Genomic DNA, 19,589 nt, shown 5'->3' with positions numbered 1-19,589 from the left:
AGGAACAGAAATGTTGAATACTGAATATAAGAACTCTTCATTAAAAATATTTTCACTTGAAGGAAATCAGCCTTTAGCACAAGAAGTTGCAAATCTAGTAGGAATTCCATTAGGGAAATCGACAGTTAAGAGATTTGCTGATGGTGAGGTTCAAATTAATATTGAAGAAAGTATTCGTGGTTGTGATGTATTTATTATTCAACCAACATCAAATCCAGTAAATGAACACTTGATGGAATTATTAATTATGATTGATGCTTGTAAACGTGCATCAGCAGCAAACATTAATATTGTAATGCCTTATTATGGTTACGCTAGACAAGATCGTAAAGCAAGAAGTCGTGAACCTATCACAGCTAAACTTGTGGCAAACATTATTGAAAAAGCTGGCGCTAGTAGAATGATAGCACTTGATTTACATGCTCCTCAAATTCAAGGGTTCTTTGATATACCGATTGATCATTTAATGGGCGTACCAATTTTATCCAACTACTTCTTAGAAAAAGGTTTGGACCCTGAATCAACAGTTGTTGTATCACCAGATCATGGTGGAGTAACAAGAGCTCGTAAAATGGCAGACCGTCTTAAAACACCTATAGCAATTATTGATAAACGTCGTCCAAAACCAAATGTCGCAGAAGTGATGAATATCGTCGGGGACATAGATGGTAAGACTGCTATCATTATCGATGATATTATTGATACAGCTGGAACAATCACTTTAGCTGCTGACGCACTCGTTAAAAAAGGTGCAAAAGAAGTATACGCATGTTGTACTCATCCAGTATTATCTGGCCCTGCAAAAGAACGTATCGAAAGTTCTCAAATTAAAGAATTAGTTGTTACAAACTCTATACAGTTGCCAGAAGATAGAAAACCAGCCAATGTTAAAGAGTTATCTGTAGCAGAATTATTAGCACAAGCTATCGTGCGTGTGTATGAACAAGAATCAGTTAGTGTGCTATTTGATTAATTTTTAATATTCGTGTATAATAACAAACGGTTCATTTTAATGGACTAAATAACCACTTACAAGCAACATTTAATGTTGATGGGTGAGTGTAGGAGCGCATATTGCGCAAGTATGAAAGGTGGAAAAGATAATGACTTCATTAAAGTCAGTTATCCGTCAAGGTAAACAAACTCGTTCTAGTTTACGTAAATTAAGAGCTTCAGGTGTTATTCCAGCAGTAGTATACGGTTACGGTGCTAAAAATACATCTGTTAAAGTTGATGAAATTGAATTCATCAAAACAATTCGTGAAGTTGGACGTAACGGTGTTATCGAATTAGGCGTTGGTTCTAAATCAATCAAAGTGATGGTTTCAGATTATCAATATGATTCTCTTAAAAACCAAATCACACATGTTGACTTCTTAGCAATCAACATGAAAGAAGAATTAACTGTTGATGTACCTGTATTATTAGTAGGTGAAGCAGCTGGTGCTTCTGAAGGCGGCGTAGTTCAACAACCATTATTCAACTTACAAGTAACAACAACTCCAGATGCAATTCCTGAAAATATCGAAGTTGATATTACAGAATTAGGTATCGGTGATAGCTACTTAGTAGGTGACTTAAATGCAACTGAAAAATATTCTATCGAAAACGATAAAGAAGAAGCAGTTGTAACAGTTGTTCCTCCTATAGAAGAACCTGATGAAGACGCTGAAGAAACTGCAGCTGAAGAAGCAGATGCAGTAGCTGAAGAAGAAGCAGACAAAGAAGAAGCTGAAGAAGAAAAATAAGCTTCTAAATAGCTTGAGAGGCTGAGACAAATTAATTGTCTCAGCCTCTTCTTTTTATTTAAGTATAGTTAGATGAAATAAATCATAAAAATGCTATAATATATACTTAGTATTAATATGGAGGTTACAACATGAAATGTATTGTTGGACTTGGAAATATCGGAAAAAAATATGACCGTACGCGTCACAATATAGGATTTGAAGTAGTTGATGAACTAGTGGAACGTCATCAATTACAAATAGATAAACAAAAATTCAAAGGTGCATATACAATAGGATTAATTAACGGAGAAAAAGTAATGCTTATTGAACCTATGACTTTTATGAATTTATCTGGTGAGGCAGTAAGACCGCTTATGGATTATTACAATATAGATATAGAGGATTTAGTTGTACTATATGATGATATGGACCAATCTCAAGGACATTTGAGATTACGTCAGAAAGGAAGTGCTGGTGGCCATAACGGTATGAAGTCATTAATTCAACATTTAGGAACAGATCGATTTAATAGAATAAGAATTGGAATTGATCGCCCTACAAATGGTATGAGTGTACCTAGTTATGTACTTCAGAAGTTTTCTGATGATGAAATGATTACAATGGAAAAAGTAATTGACCGTGCAGCTGATGCTTGTGAAGCGTTAATTAAAGGCGAAACTTTTCAAAATGTAATGAACCAGTATAATGGTGAAATAAAATGAAACATGTTATGCATGAAATCATACAAGCAGATGAACGTTTTCAAGATTTAGAACAAATTTTTGGAGAAAAAAATATACTTGTTACAGGATTGAACCAATCTAGTAAAGCATTGCTTATATTAGAACAATATATTAAAAGTGATAAACAATTAGTAATAGTTACAAACAACTTGTATCAAGCAGATAAATTAGAAGCGGATATTCTGCAATTACTACCTCCAGAAGAAGTGTTTAAATTCCCTGTACAAGATATTATGATTGAAGCATTTTCTACACAAAGTCCAGACTTAATGAGTGAAAGAATTAGAACATTAACCCAGCTTGCACAAGACAAGAAAGGGTTATTTATCGTACCCATTAATGGACTAAAAAAACAATTAACGCCAAAAAATATTTGGAATGAACATTATAAATCAATTAAAATTGGCGACGAGATCGATTTAGATGATTGGGCTAAACAACTCGTAGATATGGGTTATAAGAGGCAAACATTGGTTTCTGCAATCGGTGAGTTTTCTATTCGTGGTGGTTTAATTGATATTTATCCTGTAACTGGGGATCCAGTTCGTATTGAATTGTTTGATACAGAAGTAGATGGTATGAGACTGTTCGATGTAGAAACACAACGTTCTTTAGATAATATAGAACAAGTAGAAATTACGACTGCAAGTGATTATATCTTCACTAGTGAACAAATCAATCGATTGTCTGAACGAATGGAAGAATCTTATGAAACAACCCGTCAAAAATTACCTACTGAAATACGTCCTGACTTAAAAGATACGTATCAAAATATATTGATGCAAAGTGATGAATTGAAAGATCATCAAATTTTAAGACGTGTTATTGCATTTATGTATGATGAGATAACCACTTTAACGGATTATTTAGCTGATGATGCACGCATTGTTGTAGATGAATATAATCGAATTAAAGAAACTGAGAAATCTCTAGATGTTGAAATTGAAGAATTTACGCAATCACTAATTGAATCTGGTCAAGGATTTGTAGGTCAACGTTTTATTTCTGAAAATGCATTTACTGATTTGTTAAATCAACATAAAGTTGCCTATTTCACATTATTTACGGCAAGTATGCCAGTAGAAATTGAAGAAATGGTTAAATTTTCGTGTAAACCAGTACAAAGATTTTATGGACAGTATGATATTATGCAATCTGAATTTGATCGATTTATGAAGCAAGGGTTTACTGTTGTCTTGTTGGCTGAATCTGAAACGAGGAAGTCTAAAATTCAAAGTATGCTGACTGATATGAACATACCAACAGTAATCGATAGAGTTACAGAAGTAGGTCAAACAGGACAAGCTGTTGTAACTGACGGTGCTTTATCAGAAGGATTTGAACTACCTTATATGAATTTGGTGGTAGTCACTGAAAAAGAATTGTTCAAAGCTCGCGAACGTAAACAATCTAAGAGAAGACAGAAATTATCTAATGCAGAAAAAATAAAATCTTACCAAGAGCTTAATGTCGGTGATTATGTTGTACATGTTCATCATGGTGTCGGTAAATATTTAGGTGTTGAAACTTTAGAGGTTTCTGGTATACACAAAGACTATATTAAAATTCAATATAAAGGCACAGACCAATTGTTTGTACCTGTAGATCAAATGAATGATGTACAGAAATTCGTAGGTTCAGATGATAAAGAACCGAAAGTTAATAAACTTGGTGGTACTGAGTGGAAAAAAACAAAAGCGAAAGTACAAAAAAATGTTGAAGATATTGCAGATGAATTATTAAAGCTATATCAAGAACGTGAACAAGTTGAAGGATATCAATTTGGGCCAGATACAGAAGAACAAATGACATTTGAAATGGACTTCCCATATGAACCTACGCCTGACCAAGTCACTTCTTTAGAAGAAATCAAAGAAGACATGGAAAAAAGAAGACCAATGGATAGGTTATTATGCGGTGATGTAGGTTATGGTAAGACAGAAGTGGCCATAAGAGCGTCTTTTAAAGCTGTCATGGAAGGAAAGCAAGTTGCTATTTTAGTGCCTACAACTATCCTTGCACAGCAACATTTTGAAACCTTTAGAGAACGTATGCAAGAATATCCAGTTGAAATACAAATGATGAGTAGATTTAGAACGCCAAAACAAGTAAAAGAAACGAAAGCAGGCATTAAATCAGGATTTGTAGATATTGTTGTTGGAACACATAAATTACTAAGTAAAGATGTGGAATATAAAGATTTAGGGTTATTAGTAGTAGATGAAGAGCAAAGATTTGGTGTAAAACATAAAGAACGTATAAAAGCATTAAAAACAAACGTAGATGTACTTACTTTAACTGCAACGCCTATACCAAGAACGCTGCATATGAGTTTATTAGGTGTAAGGGATTTATCAGTTATTGAAACGCCACCCGAAAACAGATTTCCCGTTCAGACATATGTTCTAGAACAAAATATGAGCTTTGTTAAAGAAGCGCTTGAGCGAGAACTTTCACGAGGTGGTCAAGCATTCTACTTATATAACAGAGTGCAGTCTATCTATCAAAAAAGCGAACAATTATCTATGTTAATGCCAAATGCAAGAATTGGTGTTGCACATGGACAAATGTCTGAGCGTGAATTAGAAGAAACGATGCTAAACTTTGTAGATGGTGAATATGATATTCTTGTCACAACGACAATCATTGAAACAGGTGTTGATGTACCAAATGCTAATACATTAATTATTGAAGATGCTAATAGATTTGGTTTAAGTCAGCTGTATCAATTGCGAGGAAGAGTTGGCCGTTCAAGTCGAATAGGATATGCTTACTTTTTACATGAACAAAATAAAGTATTAACAGAAGTTGCAGAACAAAGACTACAAGCAATTAAAGAATTTACTGAATTAGGTTCAGGCTTTAAAATTGCAATGCGTGATTTGAATATTCGTGGTGCTGGTAATCTTTTAGGAAGTCAGCAACATGGATTTATAGATTCTGTAGGTTATGATCTGTATTCTCAAATGTTAGAAGAAGCGGTTAATGTGAAACGAGGTATTGAACCTGAATCTGAAGTGCCGCAATTAGAAGTCGATATTAAAATAGATGCTTATATTCCGGCTGAATATATTAAGAATGAACAAGCTAAAATTGAAATGTATAAAAAGTTAAGATCCATTTCTACACAAGCTCAGCTAGAAGATATACAAGATGAATTATTAGATCGTTTTGGCGAATATCCTATAGAAGTGAAACGACTTTTAGACGTAGTTGAAATTAGGTTGAATGGTATTCACTTCGGTATTACAGAAATTAAAGAAGTGGTTAAAGTAATACAATTGACCGCATCTGAATATACTACAAACCATTTAAAAGGGGATGTGTTATTCAAAGTGACAGAACCTCTAGGTAGAAAGCTTAAAATAGCAGTTGCAGACAATCAAATGGTATTTAAATTGCAAAAAACAAAGCAATGGTTAGATGACTTGAAATTCTTAACTAAAGTGATAAATGAAAGTTTGGTAGATGATGACACAATCTAAACCTATTTTTAATAGTGTATTACTGTTAACAGGTACAATGGTAATAGTAAAAATATTAAGTGCGATTTATAGAGTGCCTTATCAAAACATTTTAGGTGACGAAGGATTGTATGCTTATCAACAAGTATACCCTCTAGTTGCGATAGTGAGTGTAGTTAGTTTAAACGCCTTACCAAGCGTAATGAGTGGTTGGATGATTAAACGAAACTATAATGAGATAGTTGGGATGTTCTGGTTCATGCAAATTATTTGCATGGTCATCGGTGTTGGCATATTTCTTAGTGCAGAGCTTATTAGCGAATTGATGGGTGATGCGAACTTAACACCTATGATTCGAATGGCAAGTTTAGCGATGTTACCACTCGTTTTTATTTCAATGGTTCGTGGATATTATCAAATGAATCATAATATGAATTATATAGCAGTATCTCAAGTAATTGATCAAGTGCTAAGAGTTGGTATCATACTAATTGCAATCATCATCTTTATAACGATGGATATATCTATTTATCAAGCTGGTACGTTAGCTATTGCTGGATCTGTCTTAGGACTAATTTGCGTTGTTATATATTTCTTGTTTAAAAGAAAACCAAAATTACAGTTTTCCTGGGAAATAAAGATGAAAGATACTAAAAATATCATAACTATGACTGTTTTGTATGCAATTTCTTATTTAATACTTATTTTGTGGCAAATTGTTGATTCATTTACGCTCGTCAATTTACTTCAAGACACGGGATATACTTTTCATGAAAGTATAAAAGTAAAAGGTATTTTTGATAGAGGTGCTTCTCTTATACAGATGGGGCTAATAATCACGACAACTTTTAGCTTTGTTCTAATTCCGTTATTAACGGATCAACTGCAAAAGAAAAACAATAAACTTGTAAATGAATATGCTAATACTTCTTTAAAAATAACTGTGCTGTTTAGTATGGCAGCAGCTATTGGTTTAATAAATTTATTACCATTACTTAATACAGTGTTCTTTAAAACAAATGAATTGATAGGGACATTAAGTGTCTTTATGCTTGCTGTTGTATTTGTTACTTTTATCATTATGTATACTGCTTTACTACAAGTGAAGCTAAAAAGAGGCGTATTATTTTCAGCGCTATTAATTGGCCTTATTTCGAAAATAATTGGCAATTATATCTTTGTCTTGAATTTTGGTATATTGGGTGCAAGTTTGTCGACGGTGCTTTCGCTAGCGATATACACGTTAGTCTTGCATGTGTTTGTAATGAAACTTTATCGATTCCAAAGTATGGGATTATTTATATTTAAAGTCATATCTCTTTTAATAATTATGTCAGTAATTGTGCAAACGATATTACTGATACATACTACATCAAGATTAACGAGTCTACTTTTAATGATTTTGGCGGGTATTGTTGGCGTAACTATAGTCATAATAGGTATAATAAAAATGAAAATATTAATAAAAGATGAATGGAAACATTTACCTTTAATGGATAAAATAATAAAGGAGTAATTAAATCATGGCGCAACAAATTATAGTTGTTGGCTTAGGTAATTATAGTATTGATGAATTGCCTATGGGTGTTTATCGCAAGCTTCAGTCTGCTGACACAGTATATGCAAGAACACTGGAACATCCAGTAATAAAAGAATTAACTGATTTAAAGTGGCAAGGTTTTGATAGTGTTTATGAAAAACATGCAGATTTTATAACTGTATATGAAGAAATTGTGGACACTTTAATTAAAAAAGCTGACACTGAAGATGTTATTTATGCCGTACCAGGTGATCCTATGGTGGCAGAAACAACAACTCAACTTCTTATAGAAAGATATCCGGATGTTAAAATTCTTGGTGGTAAAAGCTTTTTAGATGATATGTTTAGAGCTGTTAATATCGATCCAAACGATGGCTTTACTTTATTAGATGGAACTAATTTGGAAGATACTACATTGAATGTGAGAACAAATACGATTATTACGCAAGTTTACGACCAACTTGTGGCTTCTGATATTAAAGTCACTTTAATGGAAAGATATCCTGATGAACATCCAGTGAAGTTAGTATCTAATGCTAGACTTGGTGTGGCGGATGTTATAACTTGTCCTCTATATGAAATGGATCATCACGCTGAACTATCTAACTTAACGAGTTTATTTGTGCCAAAGATTTCAGAACAACAACAAATGTACAATGACTTCCAATATTTAGAACAAACTATCGATACACTTGTATCTGAAGATGGTTGTCCGTGGGATAAAGTACAAACACATGAAACGTTAAAACGTTATATAATTGAAGAATCATTTGAATTGATTGAAGCAATTGACGAAGAAGACATTGATCACATTATAGAAGAACTCGGAGATGTTTTACTGCAAGTCATGTTACACGCTTCTATTGGTAAAAAAGAAGGCTACTTTGACGTTAGAGAAGTTGTACAAGAACTCACTAGTAAAATGATTCGTAGACACCCTCATGTTTTTGGGAATAAAGAAGCAAAGAATATCGAAGATCTTAATCAAATTTGGCAAAGCGAAAAGTTAAAAGAAGGTAAAGTGAAACGAGAAAAACTAGAAAAAATATTTGCTGATTACTTTTTGAAGTTGTATGATAAAACCAAATTAGAGGGTCTTAGTGAAGATGAACTAAAAGAATTTATAAATAAAGGAGACTTAACAATTTGAGATTAGATAAGTATTTAAAAGTATCTCGATTAATTAAACGTCGTACACTTGCAAAAGAAGTCAGTGACCAAGGTAGAGTTAAAGTGAATGGTCAGACTGCTAAAGCAGGGACAACTGTAAGTGTAGAAGACGAATTAGAAATTCGACTTGGAAACAGAATTATTGTAGTTAAAGTAACAGGATTGTCAGAACATGCAAATAAGGAAAATGCTAAGACGATGTTTGAAGTAATCAAAGAAGAAAAAATACAAGATTCTATATAAATAAGGAGGTACGTATATGGCGCAAAAAATTAAAAATCTAGACAATGAATTTACGCAGTCACAAAATAAAAAGAAGAAGACTGTCAATAAAACGCGCCAAGTGGTACGAAAGAGACTGACCTTATTTGGTGGAGTGTTATTGTTTATTATTCTTGTTATGGTTATTATGTTAGTCCTTCAAAAAAATCGTAATGATGAATTAGTGCAAGAACGTAAAGATAAAGCTGTAACTTATGAAAAGTTACAGGATAAGGAAATAGAACTTAAAGAACAAATTAAACGCCTTAATGATAAAGAGTATATTGAGAAGCTTGCAAGAAGTGAATATTTCTTAAGTAATGATGGCGAAATAATATTTAAATTACCAGATGAAAAAAAACAATCGGAAAAAGACAAATAATCTATATATGACGTTGTATAATTTTGTATAGAAGCATATAATAAGGTTAAAGTGAAATTATATCAGGAGGATACAGTAATAATATGTCAATTGAAGTAGGCAATAAAGTCAAAGGGAAAGTTACAGGTATTAAGAATTTTGGTGCATTTGTAGAATTACCTGAAGGTAAAAGTGGCCTTGTGCATATCAGTGAAGTGGCTGATAACTACGTCGAGAACGTGAATGACCATTTAACTGTAGGCGACGAAGTAGAAGTAAAAGTATTAACAGTGGCTGATGATGGTAAAATAAGTTTATCAATTAAAAAGGCTAAAGAACGTCCAAAGCGTCAAGCGCCTAAGAAAGAACCAAAGCCTGAAGACTTTGAGAAGAAATTATCAAACTTTTTGAAAGATAGTGAAGATAAGTTGACGTCTATTAAAAGACAAACTGAATCACGTCGCGGTGGTAAAGGTGCAAAACGATAATTAATTATAATAAAAAGAGGCTAATTAGTTGAGCCTCTTTTTATTTTGAAAAGATCAAGTGAATTTTTGAAATTGAGGTGTGTAACAATGCTCGATATAACTTGGAATAAAAATGATAATTTAGCATTGGCTGTTTCAACAGGAATAGATAGTATGTCACTATTACACATGTTAAATACGACTTATAAGCACACATATCATAATTTAATTTGTTTTCATGTTAATCATGGTTTAAGAGAAGCATCGAAAGAAGAAGCAGCATTTATTGAACGTTTTTGTAAAGAACGGGATATTGAAATATATATTAAAACTTTAGATTTAAGCGAAGTTGTGAATCGTGAGAAAAGCATTCAAGATGTATCTAGAAAAATGAGATATGAGTGGTTTGATGAAATGATGAAACAAACTCAGAGCGATGTGTTGTTGACTGCACATCACTTGGACGATCAAAAAGAAACAATTACTTATCGATTGTTTACTGGAAGAATTGGTCGTGCCTCTTTAGGAATTGAGCAAGTTCAAGAAAGAAAAGATTACATCATATGTAGACCATTTTTAAATTTACCTAAATCATCATTAGTTAAATATCATGAAGAATTTGCATTCCGTTATTTTGAAGATGATTCTAATAAAGACACTAAATATACACGCAATTATATACGCAACAAAATCTTGCCTGTTATTCAACAACGTGAAGAGTTGTCAACAGACCATTTACTCGATTTAAATCAATGGATGAATGATGCAAGAAGTTTAATAGTTGAGCAAGCTAAGTTATTTATAAGTACTGAAGTTCAGCAGCTAAATAAAGTTGTGATTAACAGAAATGCATTTAATCGTTTAAATCACTTAGTTAAGATAGAAGTGTTAGATCAATTGTTAGAATCATATATACAACAACGTTTCAGTGTTAAAGCATACAAAGAATGGATAGGTATATTTGAGAATTTTGAAAAACAATCTATATTTCATATATCTGATGATTGGCAGTTTATAGTAGCATATGATAAATTATTACTATGTGAAGATATTGAGTTCAATGTAAATTCTAAATTTATAAATCGTAACGAGCAATATGTATTTGGGAATTGGTTAATTGAAGCGAACGACATAGCATCGCCTTTATTTATAAGAAAGAGACTGTCTGGAGATCGTGTTCAGTATTATAACCGGGGAAATAAACATCACAAAAAAGTTAATAGAATCATGATTGATCATAAGATTGACATACATAAGAGAAACAATTGTCCGATTATTTTATATGGTGATGATATTATTGCAATTGGTGACTTTTGGATGGATTCTAACTTTAAAAACGCATTAACTATTACTTATATTGGAGATGACTTTAATGAATGATTCGATTAAGTCTGTTGTTTTATCAGAGGAACAGATTCAAGAAAGATGCAAAACATTAGGAAAGCAAATCACTGAAGATTATAATGGAAAGACACCTATATGTATAGGTATTTTAAAAGGTTCAATCATGTTTATGGCTGACTTAATAAAATGCATTGATACACATGTAGAATTAGATTTTATGGATGTATCTAGTTATCATGGAGGTACTGAATCAACGGGAGAAGTAAAAATATTAAAAGATTTGAGTACTTCAGTAGAAAATAGAGATGTCATCATCATTGAAGATATTCTAGAAACTGGTACGACATTAAATTCAATAGTCGATTTATTAAAATATAGAAATGTTAATTCTATTGAGATTGTAACATTGCTAGATAAACCGATGAAGCGTAAAGTGGATATTGAAGCTAAATATGTTGGAGAAAAAATTCCTGATGAATTTGTAGTAGGATACGGACTTGATTTTGCAGAGAGATATCGTAACTTACCTTATATTGGAACGCTTAAACCTGAAATATATCAATGATGTATATCGTTAAGGTTAATTACTAGCGTAAGAAATTACAAATATGGTAAAATTTTTGTTAGTTTTATTAATTGAGTAGGAGGACAAATTGAATGCAAAAAGCTTTTCGAAATATATTAATGATCGCGCTTTTAGCTATCGTCCTTTTTGGTGTTTTCCAGTTCATTAATGGCAATGGACAATCACCAAAACAGCTTACATATAATGAGTTTATGACGAAGCTTGAAAAAGGCGATTTAAAAACGTTAACTATACAACCTGAACAGAATGTGTATATGGTTAGCGGCGAATTAAAAGATGGTAAAGATGAAACATATACATCTTCAGTTTTGTTTAACAACCAAGATGATTTGAAAAAAATTACTGATACTGCCGAAAAACAAGATGATTTAAAATTTAATGTTAAAGAAGAAGAAAAACAAAGTGTCTTTGTTAGTGTATTAACAACACTTATACCTGTTTTAATTATTGCATTTTTATTCATATTCTTCTTAAGCCAAATGCAAGGCGGCGGCGGTGGCGGCGGCCGAGTAATGAACTTTGGTAAATCAAAAGCTAAACTTTATGATAACCAGAAGAAACGTGTTAGATTCTCTGATGTAGCAGGTGCTGATGAAGAGAAACAAGAATTAGTAGAAATTGTCGATTTCCTTAAAGATAATCGTAAATTCAAAAAAATGGGTGCACGAATTCCAAAAGGTGTTTTACTTGTTGGTCCTCCAGGTACAGGTAAAACATTACTTGCTAGAGCAGTAGCGGGTGAAGCTGGAACACCATTCTTCTCAATAAGTGGTTCTGACTTCGTTGAGATGTTCGTTGGTGTCGGTGCAAGTCGTGTACGTGACTTGTTTGAAAATGCTAAGAAAAATGCCCCATGTATCATCTTTATTGATGAAATTGATGCAGTTGGTCGTCAACGTGGAGCTGGTGTTGGCGGTGGTCACGACGAACGTGAACAAACGCTGAACCAATTATTAGTAGAAATGGATGGATTCGGTGAAAATGAAGGAATCATTATGATTGCTGCAACAAACCGTCCTGACATTTTAGACCCAGCGTTATTACGTCCAGGTCGTTTCGATAGACAAATTCAAGTGGGACGTCCAGATGTTAGAGGACGTGAGGCAGTACTTAAAGTGCATGCTCGTAATAAACCATTAGATGAAACAGTAGACTTAAAAGCAATATCTCAAAGAACACCAGGGTTCTCTGGTGCAGATTTAGAAAACTTATTAAACGAAGCTTCATTAGTAGCAGCTCGTTCTGATAAAACTAAAATTGACATGAGAGATATAGAAGAAGCAACAGATAGAGTTATTGCAGGTCCAGCTAAGAAAACAAGAATGATTTCTGAAAAAGAAAAAAATATTGTTGCTTACCATGAAGCTGGTCATACGATTATCGGTTGTGTACTAGATGAAGCTGAAATGGTTCATAAAGTTACAATTGTGCCACGTGGCCAAGCTGGCGGTTATGCTATGATGCTTCCTAAAGAAGATCGTTACTTTATGACTGAACCAGAACTTTTAGATAAAATCGTTGGTTTACTTGGTGGACGTGTATCTGAAGAAATTAACTTTGGAGAAGCATCAACTGGTGCGCATAACGACTTCCAACGTGCAACTGGTATTGCACGTAAGATGGTTACTGAATATGGTATGAGTAAAAAAATTGGCCCATTACAATTTGGTAGCTCTGATAGTGGACAAGTATTCTTAGGTAAAGATATGCAATCTGAACCAAATTATTCAGATCAAATTGCGTATGAAATTGATTCAGAAATACAACGTATTATTAAAGAACAATACGAACGTTGTAAACAAATTCTAACTGAACACAAATCACAATTAGAATTAATCGCTAAAACTTTATTAGTTGAAGAAACATTAGTGGCTGAACAAATTCAATCATTATTCAAAGAAGGTAAGTTACCAGAAGTTAAATATGATGATTCTCATCTTGAGCAAAAAAATGATTCAGATGAAGACAAATATGAAGGTGACTTAACAAAACAAGAAGGTACATTAGATATTGAAGACAAAGAAGTTGGTAAATCTTATGATGAAGTTAAAGATGAAGTATCTCATGAAGAAACAAATGAAGATACAGATTTAGATGACAAATCAGATGAGCCTGCTCACGAAGAAAAGCCAAATATTGATGACCTAGGTGACAACAAGCCGACGGATCGTAAAGAATAATTTCACAAAGTCCCTTTCAATGCATTGATTGAGAGGGGCTTTTTTTAAAGAAGGAGTATAAATATGACACAAGATTATTTAGTAAGAGGCTTAGCTTTTAATGATGAAGTTAGAGCTTTTGCTGTAAAAACAACAAATACCGTACAAGAGGCACAAACTCGCCATTATACTTGGCCAACAGCTTCTGCTGCATTAGGTAGATCAATGACAGCGGGCGTAATGATGGGTTCAATGTTGAAAAATGAAGAAAAATTAACAATAACTATTGATGGCGGTGGACCAATTGGTAAAATTATGGTCGATGCCAATGGTAAAGGTGAAGTAAGAGGATATGTTCAAAATCCACAAACGCATTTCCCGTTAAATGAACAAGGAAAATTGGATGTGAGACGTGCAGTTGGAACAGAAGGTATGCTAAATGTCGTTAAAGATATTGGATTAAAAGACTACTTTACTGGCTCTACTCCAATTGTCTCTGGAGAATTAGGCGAAGACTTTACTTACTACTTTGTTACAAGTGAGCAAGTTCCTTCAGCAGTTGGACTTGGGGTACTAGTTAATCCAGACAATTCTATTAAAGCTGCTGGTGGATTTATTATTCAGCTAATGCCAGGAGCATCTGAAGAAACGGTTTCAGCAATTGAAGAAAAAATAAATCAAATGGAACCAGTATCTAAATTAATAGATAGAGGTTTATCACCAGAAGAAATAATTGAAACAGTATTAGGAAAAGAAAATACAAGATTTATTAATAATATGGATATAGATTTTAAATGTAATTGTTCAAGTGAGAAATTTTTAAATGCTATTAAAGGTCTTGGTGAAGCTGAAATAGATGCAATGATAGAAGAAGACCATGGAGCAGAAGCAGAATGTCATTTCTGTAGAACGAAATATCAATATAGCGAAGATGATTTAATCGCACTTAAAAATGCACTTTAATCTAGTAAATACTTTCACTTTATATGAAGGTTTGTTATAATTAATATATCCGATAAATGAACTAAGGTATAAAATACTGTTTAGGAGTGAAGTATAAATGGCTAAAAGAGTAAATAATATTGTAGAATTAATAGGTGATACGCCTGTAGTTAAATTAAACAATGTCGTTGAAGATGGTTCAGCAGATGTTTACGTTAAATTAGAATATCAAAACCCAGGTAGTTCGGTTAAAGATAGAATTGGTTTAGCTATGATAGAAGCTGCTGAAAAAGAAGGAAAAATCAAACCAGGTGACACTATTATTGAACCTACTTCAGGTAATACGGGGATAGGTTTAGCGATGGTTGCAGCTGCTAAAGGTTATAAAGCAGTGTTTGTTATGCCAGATACAATGAGTAGCGAACGTCGTGCATTATTAAAAGCTTACGGTGCTGAATTAGTATTAACACCTGGAGCAGAAGGTATGAAGGGTGCAATTAAAAAAGCTAAAGAACTTAAAGACGAAAAAGGTTACTTTGAACCACAACAATTTGAGAACCCAGCAAATCCTAAAGTCCATGAGTTAACTACTGGTCCTGAAATTGTAGAACAATTTGAAGGCGTTCAAGTTGATGCTTTCTTAGCAGGAGTTGGTACTGGAGGAACTTTATCAGGAGCTGGTAAAGTACTGAAAGAAAAATACCCTGAAATACAAATTGTAGCAATTGAGCCAGAAGCTTCAGCAATCTTAAGTGGTGGAAACCCTGGACCTCATAAACTACAAGGTTTAGGTGCTGGATTCGTACCTGACACTTTAAATACTGACGTTTATGACGATGTTATAAAAGTTGGAAACGAAGAAGCAATGGAAATGTCTAGAAAAGTTGCTAAAGAAGAAGGGATTCTTGGCGGTATTTCTTCAGGAGCTGCAATTGTAGCAGCATTGAAAAAGGCTAAAGATTTAGGTAAAGGTAAAACAGTTGTAACAGTATTACCAAGTAATGGTGAACGTTACCTATCTACACCTTTATATGCTTTTGAAGACTAATGATTTAGAATAAAGCATAAGTATTAAGTATTAAGTATCACGTCTGTAATGAAATAACTTATATAAGTTATTTCATTTAGGCGTGATTTTTTAAATTTGTTATAATAAGTATTATCTAAGAAAAAGGAAGGAAGACTATTTTGAATAACACAAAAATCATGGGTATTTTGAATGTTACCCCAGATTCATTTTCAGATGGTGGTTCGTATAATAGTGTTGAAAAGGCGAGAGAACACGCAGAAAAACTCATTTCAGAGGGTGCTGATATTATAGATATTGGTGGTGTATCTACTAGACCTGGGTATACAGAAGTAAGTTTAGAAGAAGAACTCAACAGAGTAATTCCGGTTATAGAAGCGCTAAGTGACTTAGATGTTCAACTTTCAGTGGATACATATAGAAGTAAAGTTGCTGAAGAGTCATTGAAGAGAGGCGTAACAATGATAAATGATCAGTGGGCCGGTTTATATGACCCTGAAATTTTAAATGTTGTAGCTGAATACAATGCTGAAATTGTACTTATGCATAATGGTGATGGAAAAAGAGAACAGCCTGTTATGGAAGAACTATTACTTTCATTATTAAAACAAGCGAATCAAGCTGAAATTGCTGGTATCCATGGAAAAAATATATGGTTAGATCCAGGGATAGGGTTTGCGAAAACTAGAGAAGAAGAACGTATCGTTATGTCCCGTTTAGATGAATTAGTTGCTACAGGATATAATGTATTACTTGCGACAAGTCGTAAAAGATTAATTAATGATTTATTAGGTGGCAATAGTAGTGTTGATGAGCGCGATGAAGGTACAGCAGCAACAACTGCATATGGTATTGAAAAAGGGGTACATGCAGTTAGAGTACATAATGTACAAATGAACAAAAGAATTGCCCAGACGATTGATACTTTAAAGGAGATTCGAATTAATGGATAGAATTATATTAAAAGGTATGTCTTTTTATGGATATCATGGAGCGTTCGAAGCGGAAAATGAATTAGGACAAATATTTTTAGTGGACTTAGAACTATTTTTAGATTTATCCGAAGCTGGTGAAACTGACGACCTTGAAAAGACTGTTCATTACGGAGAAGTGTTTGAATTAGTTAAAGAAATTATGGAAGGTAAACCCGTACAATTAATTGAACATCTCGCAGAACATATTGCAAAACAAGTCTTTTCGCACTATAATCGAGTATTGGAAACCAAAGTTAAGATTACTAAAAATAATCCGCCGATACCTGGTCATTATGAAGGTGTAGGTATTGAGATAGTGAGGAAGAGATAAATGCACACCGCATATTTAGGTTTAGGAAGTAATATGGGAGATAGAGAACTTCAATTAGAAGAAGCGATTAAATTACTTAATGAAGTTAATGGTATTGAAGTTATCCAGAAATCCCCGATATACGAAACAAAACCAGTAGGATACACAGAACAACCTGATTTTTTGAACATGTGTATTGAAATCTCAACTGAATTGGAATCATCAGAGTTATTAAAAGTTTGTATGATGGTTGAGCAACAGCTCCATCGAGTTAGAGTAGAAAGATGGGGGCCTCGTACAATTGATATAGACATTTTATTATATGATCAATCCGTTATTCAATCACCAGACCTAGAAGTACCACATCCAAGAATTACAGAGAGAGCATTTGTAATGGTACCACTTAACGATATCGCCTCAGATGTTGTTGAACCAATTTCCAAGAAATATATATGGGAACTATTGCTAAACGACGAACAAGTAGTAAAGTATAAGAATGAGGAAAGTTAAAATGTGTGAAAAGCAAATAAACAAACAGAAACAAGAGATGAATTAGTAGATGTTCTTGAACGATTTTTGAAAGTAATGAAAGAATAAGTAGAACTAAGTGCAATTTAAATAAGGAGTGGAATATCATGTCAGAAGAAATGAATGACCAAATGTTGGTTCGTAGAGAAAAATTACAAGAGTTAAGAGATTTAGGAATCGATCCGTTTGGCGAGAAATTTGTTAGAAGCGGTGATTCAGTAACTTTACACGAAGAATGGGATCAGTTTAGTAAAGAAGAGCTTCACGATAAAGAAGAAGGCTCAGCAGTAGCTATAGCAGGTCGTTTAATGACTAAAAGAGGTAAAGGTAAAGCTGGATTTGCTCATGTTAAAGATATTACTGGTCAAATTCAAATTTATGTTCGTAAAGACCAAATAGGTGATGATCAATTTGAAATTTGGAATCATGCAGATTTAGGAGATATAGTAGGCGTAAAAGGTGTGATGTTCAAAACAAACACTGGAGAACTGTCTGTTAAAGCAAAAGAATTTACTGTTTTAACTAAGTCTTTACGCCCTTTACCAGATAAATATCATGGTTTACAAGATATAGAGCAACGTTATCGCCAACGTTATTTAGATTTAATTACTAGTGAAGAATCAACTAAAACATTCATTACAAGAAGTCAAATCATTCAAGAAATGAGAAACTACTTAAACACTAAAGGATTCTTAGAAGTAGAAACACCAATGATGCACCAAATAGCTGGTGGCGCTTCAGCACGACCTTTCGTAACACATCACAACGCTCTAGATGCGACTTTATACATGAGAATTGCTATTGAATTGCACTTGAAACGATTAATTGTTGGTGGCTTAGAGAAAGTATATGAAATTGGTAGAGTATTCCGTAATGAAGGTGTATCTACAAGACATAATCCTGAGTTTACTATGATTGAATTATACGAAGCATATGCAGATTACAATGATATTATGGACCTTACTGAATCAATGGTAGCTTCTATCGCTGAAAAAGTATTAGGATCAACTACTGTTCAATACGGAGAAGAATCGATTGATTTAGCTCCAAAATGGAGAAGATGGCATATGGTTGACGCAGTAAAAGAATATACAGGCGTCGATTTCTATGAAGTTAAGTCTGATGAAGAAGCACATGCACTTGCTAAAGAACATAATATTGAAGTAGAAGGTCGTATGACATATGGTCATATCCTTAATGAATTCTTTGAACAAAGAGTAGAAGAAAAATTAATACAACCTACATTTATTTATGGACATCCTATTGAGATCTCACCATTAGCTAAGAAAAATCCTGAAGATCCAAGATTCACTGATCGTTTTGAATTATTTATTGTAGGACGAGAGCACGCTAATGCATTTACTGAATTAAATGATCCTATTGATCAACGTGAAAGATTTGAAGCTCAAATGAAAGAAAAAGATCAAGGTAATGATGAAGCTCACGAAATGGATGATGATTTCATAGAAGCTTTAGAATATGGTATGCCTCCTACAGGTGGACTAGGTATTGGTATTGATCGTCTTGTTATGTTATTAACAAATTCTGCATCTATAAGAGATGTTTTATTGTTCCCATATATGAGACAAAAATAATGTTTAATAAAAAGGTGTGGTTCAGCATTAAGCTGACCACGCTTTTTTGTTTTAAAAATAATAACTTAAAACGCTGATATGAAAGCTTTTGTAAAAAAAGTTATAATAATTTGATTGAAAGTGTTGACGAAAGGATGGAAATTAGGTATTATATAAAGGTCGCTGAAAACAAGGCGCATATCAATTCGAGATGTTTGTAAAGAAAGTTAATAAGGTGTAAAATTTACTATTGAAAAGCCTTGTCGAGTTCTTTATAATATATAAGGTAAGACAAAAACGAAACAACATTGTCTGGTGGCGATAGCAAAGAGGTCACACCTGTTCCCATGCCGAACACAGAAGTTAAGCTCTTTAGCGCCGATGGTAGTTGGGCTTACGTTCCGCGAGA

18 protein-coding genes and 1 rRNA gene are annotated in these 19,589 nt (G+C 33.3%); all 19 read left to right on the top strand.

Features of this window, described 5'->3' with window-relative positions; translation table 11 throughout:
* Window positions 1–10 precede the first annotated feature (10 nt).
* On the top strand, window positions 11–973 hold the full coding sequence (locus CD129_RS01820) for a ribose-phosphate diphosphokinase (protein ID WP_078358395.1): 963 nt from the start codon (window positions 11–13) through the stop codon (window positions 971–973).
* 130 nt (window positions 974–1,103) lie between these two features.
* The gene (locus CD129_RS01815) at window positions 1,104–1,748 is read left to right on the top strand and encodes a 50S ribosomal protein L25/general stress protein Ctc (protein WP_115337876.1); all 645 of its coding nucleotides are present in this window, start codon (window positions 1,104–1,106) and stop codon (window positions 1,746–1,748) included.
* 131 nt (window positions 1,749–1,879) lie between these two features.
* The gene (pth, locus tag CD129_RS01810; RefSeq protein ID WP_107509486.1) at window positions 1,880–2,452 is read left to right on the top strand and encodes an aminoacyl-tRNA hydrolase; all 573 of its coding nucleotides are present in this window, start codon (window positions 1,880–1,882) and stop codon (window positions 2,450–2,452) included.
* Entirely contained in the window at window positions 2,449–5,958 is a 3,510-nt protein-coding gene (mfd, locus tag CD129_RS01805) for a transcription-repair coupling factor (RefSeq protein ID WP_107509487.1), read from the top strand. The genes pth and mfd overlap by 4 nt, the downstream gene beginning before the upstream one ends.
* Window positions 5,942–7,453, top strand: coding sequence for a polysaccharide biosynthesis protein (locus tag CD129_RS01800; protein WP_256681888.1), 1,512 nt, complete (start codon window positions 5,942–5,944; stop codon window positions 7,451–7,453). The genes mfd and CD129_RS01800 overlap by 17 nt, the downstream gene beginning before the upstream one ends.
* A 7-nt stretch (window positions 7,454–7,460) precedes the next feature.
* Entirely contained in the window at window positions 7,461–8,627 is a 1,167-nt protein-coding gene (locus CD129_RS01795; protein ID WP_078358370.1) for a MazG nucleotide pyrophosphohydrolase domain-containing protein, read from the top strand.
* On the top strand, window positions 8,624–8,890 hold the full coding sequence (locus CD129_RS01790; protein WP_078358369.1) for an RNA-binding S4 domain-containing protein: 267 nt from the start codon (window positions 8,624–8,626) through the stop codon (window positions 8,888–8,890). Before CD129_RS01795 ends, CD129_RS01790 begins: the two co-directional genes overlap by 4 nt.
* A gap of 16 nt (window positions 8,891–8,906) precedes the next feature.
* Window positions 8,907–9,290: an FtsB family cell division protein gene (locus CD129_RS01785; RefSeq protein WP_115337875.1), complete on the top strand. Its 384-nt coding sequence runs from the start codon at window positions 8,907–8,909 to the stop codon at window positions 9,288–9,290.
* An 83-nt stretch (window positions 9,291–9,373) separates the two neighbouring features.
* The gene (locus CD129_RS01780; protein WP_078358367.1) at window positions 9,374–9,757 is read left to right on the top strand and encodes a S1 domain-containing RNA-binding protein; all 384 of its coding nucleotides are present in this window, start codon (window positions 9,374–9,376) and stop codon (window positions 9,755–9,757) included.
* Window positions 9,758–9,844: 87 nt separating this feature from the next.
* Window positions 9,845–11,116 (top strand): tRNA lysidine(34) synthetase TilS, encoded by a 1,272-nt coding sequence (tilS, locus tag CD129_RS01775; protein ID WP_115337874.1) that lies wholly within the window; start codon window positions 9,845–9,847, stop codon window positions 11,114–11,116.
* Window positions 11,109–11,645 (top strand): hypoxanthine phosphoribosyltransferase, encoded by a 537-nt coding sequence (gene hpt / locus CD129_RS01770; RefSeq protein ID WP_078358365.1) that lies wholly within the window; start codon window positions 11,109–11,111, stop codon window positions 11,643–11,645. The genes tilS and hpt overlap by 8 nt, the downstream gene beginning before the upstream one ends.
* Before the next feature lie 92 nt (window positions 11,646–11,737).
* Window positions 11,738–13,846, top strand: a complete 2,109-nt coding sequence (gene ftsH / locus CD129_RS01765; RefSeq protein ID WP_107509489.1) for an ATP-dependent zinc metalloprotease FtsH — start codon at window positions 11,738–11,740, stop codon at window positions 13,844–13,846.
* A gap of 63 nt (window positions 13,847–13,909) precedes the next feature.
* Entirely contained in the window at window positions 13,910–14,788 is an 879-nt protein-coding gene (gene hslO / locus CD129_RS01760) for an Hsp33 family molecular chaperone HslO (RefSeq protein ID WP_115337873.1), read from the top strand.
* Window positions 14,789–14,885: 97 nt separating this feature from the next.
* A complete protein-coding gene (cysK, locus tag CD129_RS01755) occupies window positions 14,886–15,815 on the top strand; it encodes a cysteine synthase A (RefSeq protein WP_115337872.1) in 930 nt (309 codons plus the stop codon).
* Between the two features lie 140 nt (window positions 15,816–15,955).
* Window positions 15,956–16,747 (top strand): dihydropteroate synthase, encoded by a 792-nt coding sequence (gene folP, locus CD129_RS01750; RefSeq protein ID WP_107509491.1) that lies wholly within the window; start codon window positions 15,956–15,958, stop codon window positions 16,745–16,747.
* Complete coding sequence (folB, locus tag CD129_RS01745; protein ID WP_078358361.1) at window positions 16,740–17,099, top strand: dihydroneopterin aldolase; 360 nt, start codon at window positions 16,740–16,742, stop codon at window positions 17,097–17,099. Before folP ends, folB begins: the two co-directional genes overlap by 8 nt.
* Complete coding sequence (gene folK / locus CD129_RS01740) at window positions 17,100–17,588, top strand: 2-amino-4-hydroxy-6-hydroxymethyldihydropteridine diphosphokinase (protein WP_115337871.1); 489 nt, start codon at window positions 17,100–17,102, stop codon at window positions 17,586–17,588.
* A 125-nt stretch (window positions 17,589–17,713) separates the two neighbouring features.
* Complete coding sequence (lysS, locus tag CD129_RS01735) at window positions 17,714–19,201, top strand: lysine--tRNA ligase (protein WP_078358359.1); 1,488 nt, start codon at window positions 17,714–17,716, stop codon at window positions 19,199–19,201.
* 290 nt (window positions 19,202–19,491) lie between these two features.
* Window positions 19,492–19,589, top strand: a 5S ribosomal RNA gene (rrf, locus tag CD129_RS01730); the annotation flags it as partial.

Origin of the sequence: Mammaliicoccus fleurettii (assembly GCF_003970575.1) — a bacterium.
Taxonomy (GTDB): Bacteria; Bacillota; Bacilli; order Staphylococcales; family Staphylococcaceae; genus Mammaliicoccus; species Mammaliicoccus fleurettii.
The sequence above is the reverse complement of the archived record's forward strand: the minus strand, read 5'-3'. Positions and strand labels throughout refer to the sequence as shown.

Coding starts and splice junctions, on each gene's coding strand:
- CD129_RS01815 (WP_115337876.1), top strand. CDS start 1,104: ATGACTTCATTAAAGTCAGTTATCCGTCAAGGTAAACAAACTCGTTCT.
- CD129_RS01795 (WP_078358370.1), top strand. CDS start 7,461: ATGGCGCAACAAATTATAGTTGTTGGCTTAGGTAATTATAGTATTGAT.
- cysK (WP_115337872.1), top strand. CDS start 14,886: ATGGCTAAAAGAGTAAATAATATTGTAGAATTAATAGGTGATACGCCT.
- CD129_RS01800 (WP_256681888.1), top strand. CDS start 5,942: ATGATGACACAATCTAAACCTATTTTTAATAGTGTATTACTGTTAACA.
- hpt (WP_078358365.1), top strand. CDS start 11,109: ATGAATGATTCGATTAAGTCTGTTGTTTTATCAGAGGAACAGATTCAA.
- tilS (WP_115337874.1), top strand. CDS start 9,845: ATGCTCGATATAACTTGGAATAAAAATGATAATTTAGCATTGGCTGTT.
- CD129_RS01780 (WP_078358367.1), top strand. CDS start 9,374: ATGTCAATTGAAGTAGGCAATAAAGTCAAAGGGAAAGTTACAGGTATT.
- folB (WP_078358361.1), top strand. CDS start 16,740: ATGGATAGAATTATATTAAAAGGTATGTCTTTTTATGGATATCATGGA.
- CD129_RS01820 (WP_078358395.1), top strand. CDS start 11: ATGTTGAATACTGAATATAAGAACTCTTCATTAAAAATATTTTCACTT.
- folK (WP_115337871.1), top strand. CDS start 17,100: ATGCACACCGCATATTTAGGTTTAGGAAGTAATATGGGAGATAGAGAA.
- ftsH (WP_107509489.1), top strand. CDS start 11,738: ATGCAAAAAGCTTTTCGAAATATATTAATGATCGCGCTTTTAGCTATC.
- mfd (WP_107509487.1), top strand. CDS start 2,449: ATGAAACATGTTATGCATGAAATCATACAAGCAGATGAACGTTTTCAA.
- lysS (WP_078358359.1), top strand. CDS start 17,714: ATGTCAGAAGAAATGAATGACCAAATGTTGGTTCGTAGAGAAAAATTA.
- hslO (WP_115337873.1), top strand. CDS start 13,910: ATGACACAAGATTATTTAGTAAGAGGCTTAGCTTTTAATGATGAAGTT.
- pth (WP_107509486.1), top strand. CDS start 1,880: ATGAAATGTATTGTTGGACTTGGAAATATCGGAAAAAAATATGACCGT.
- CD129_RS01785 (WP_115337875.1), top strand. CDS start 8,907: ATGGCGCAAAAAATTAAAAATCTAGACAATGAATTTACGCAGTCACAA.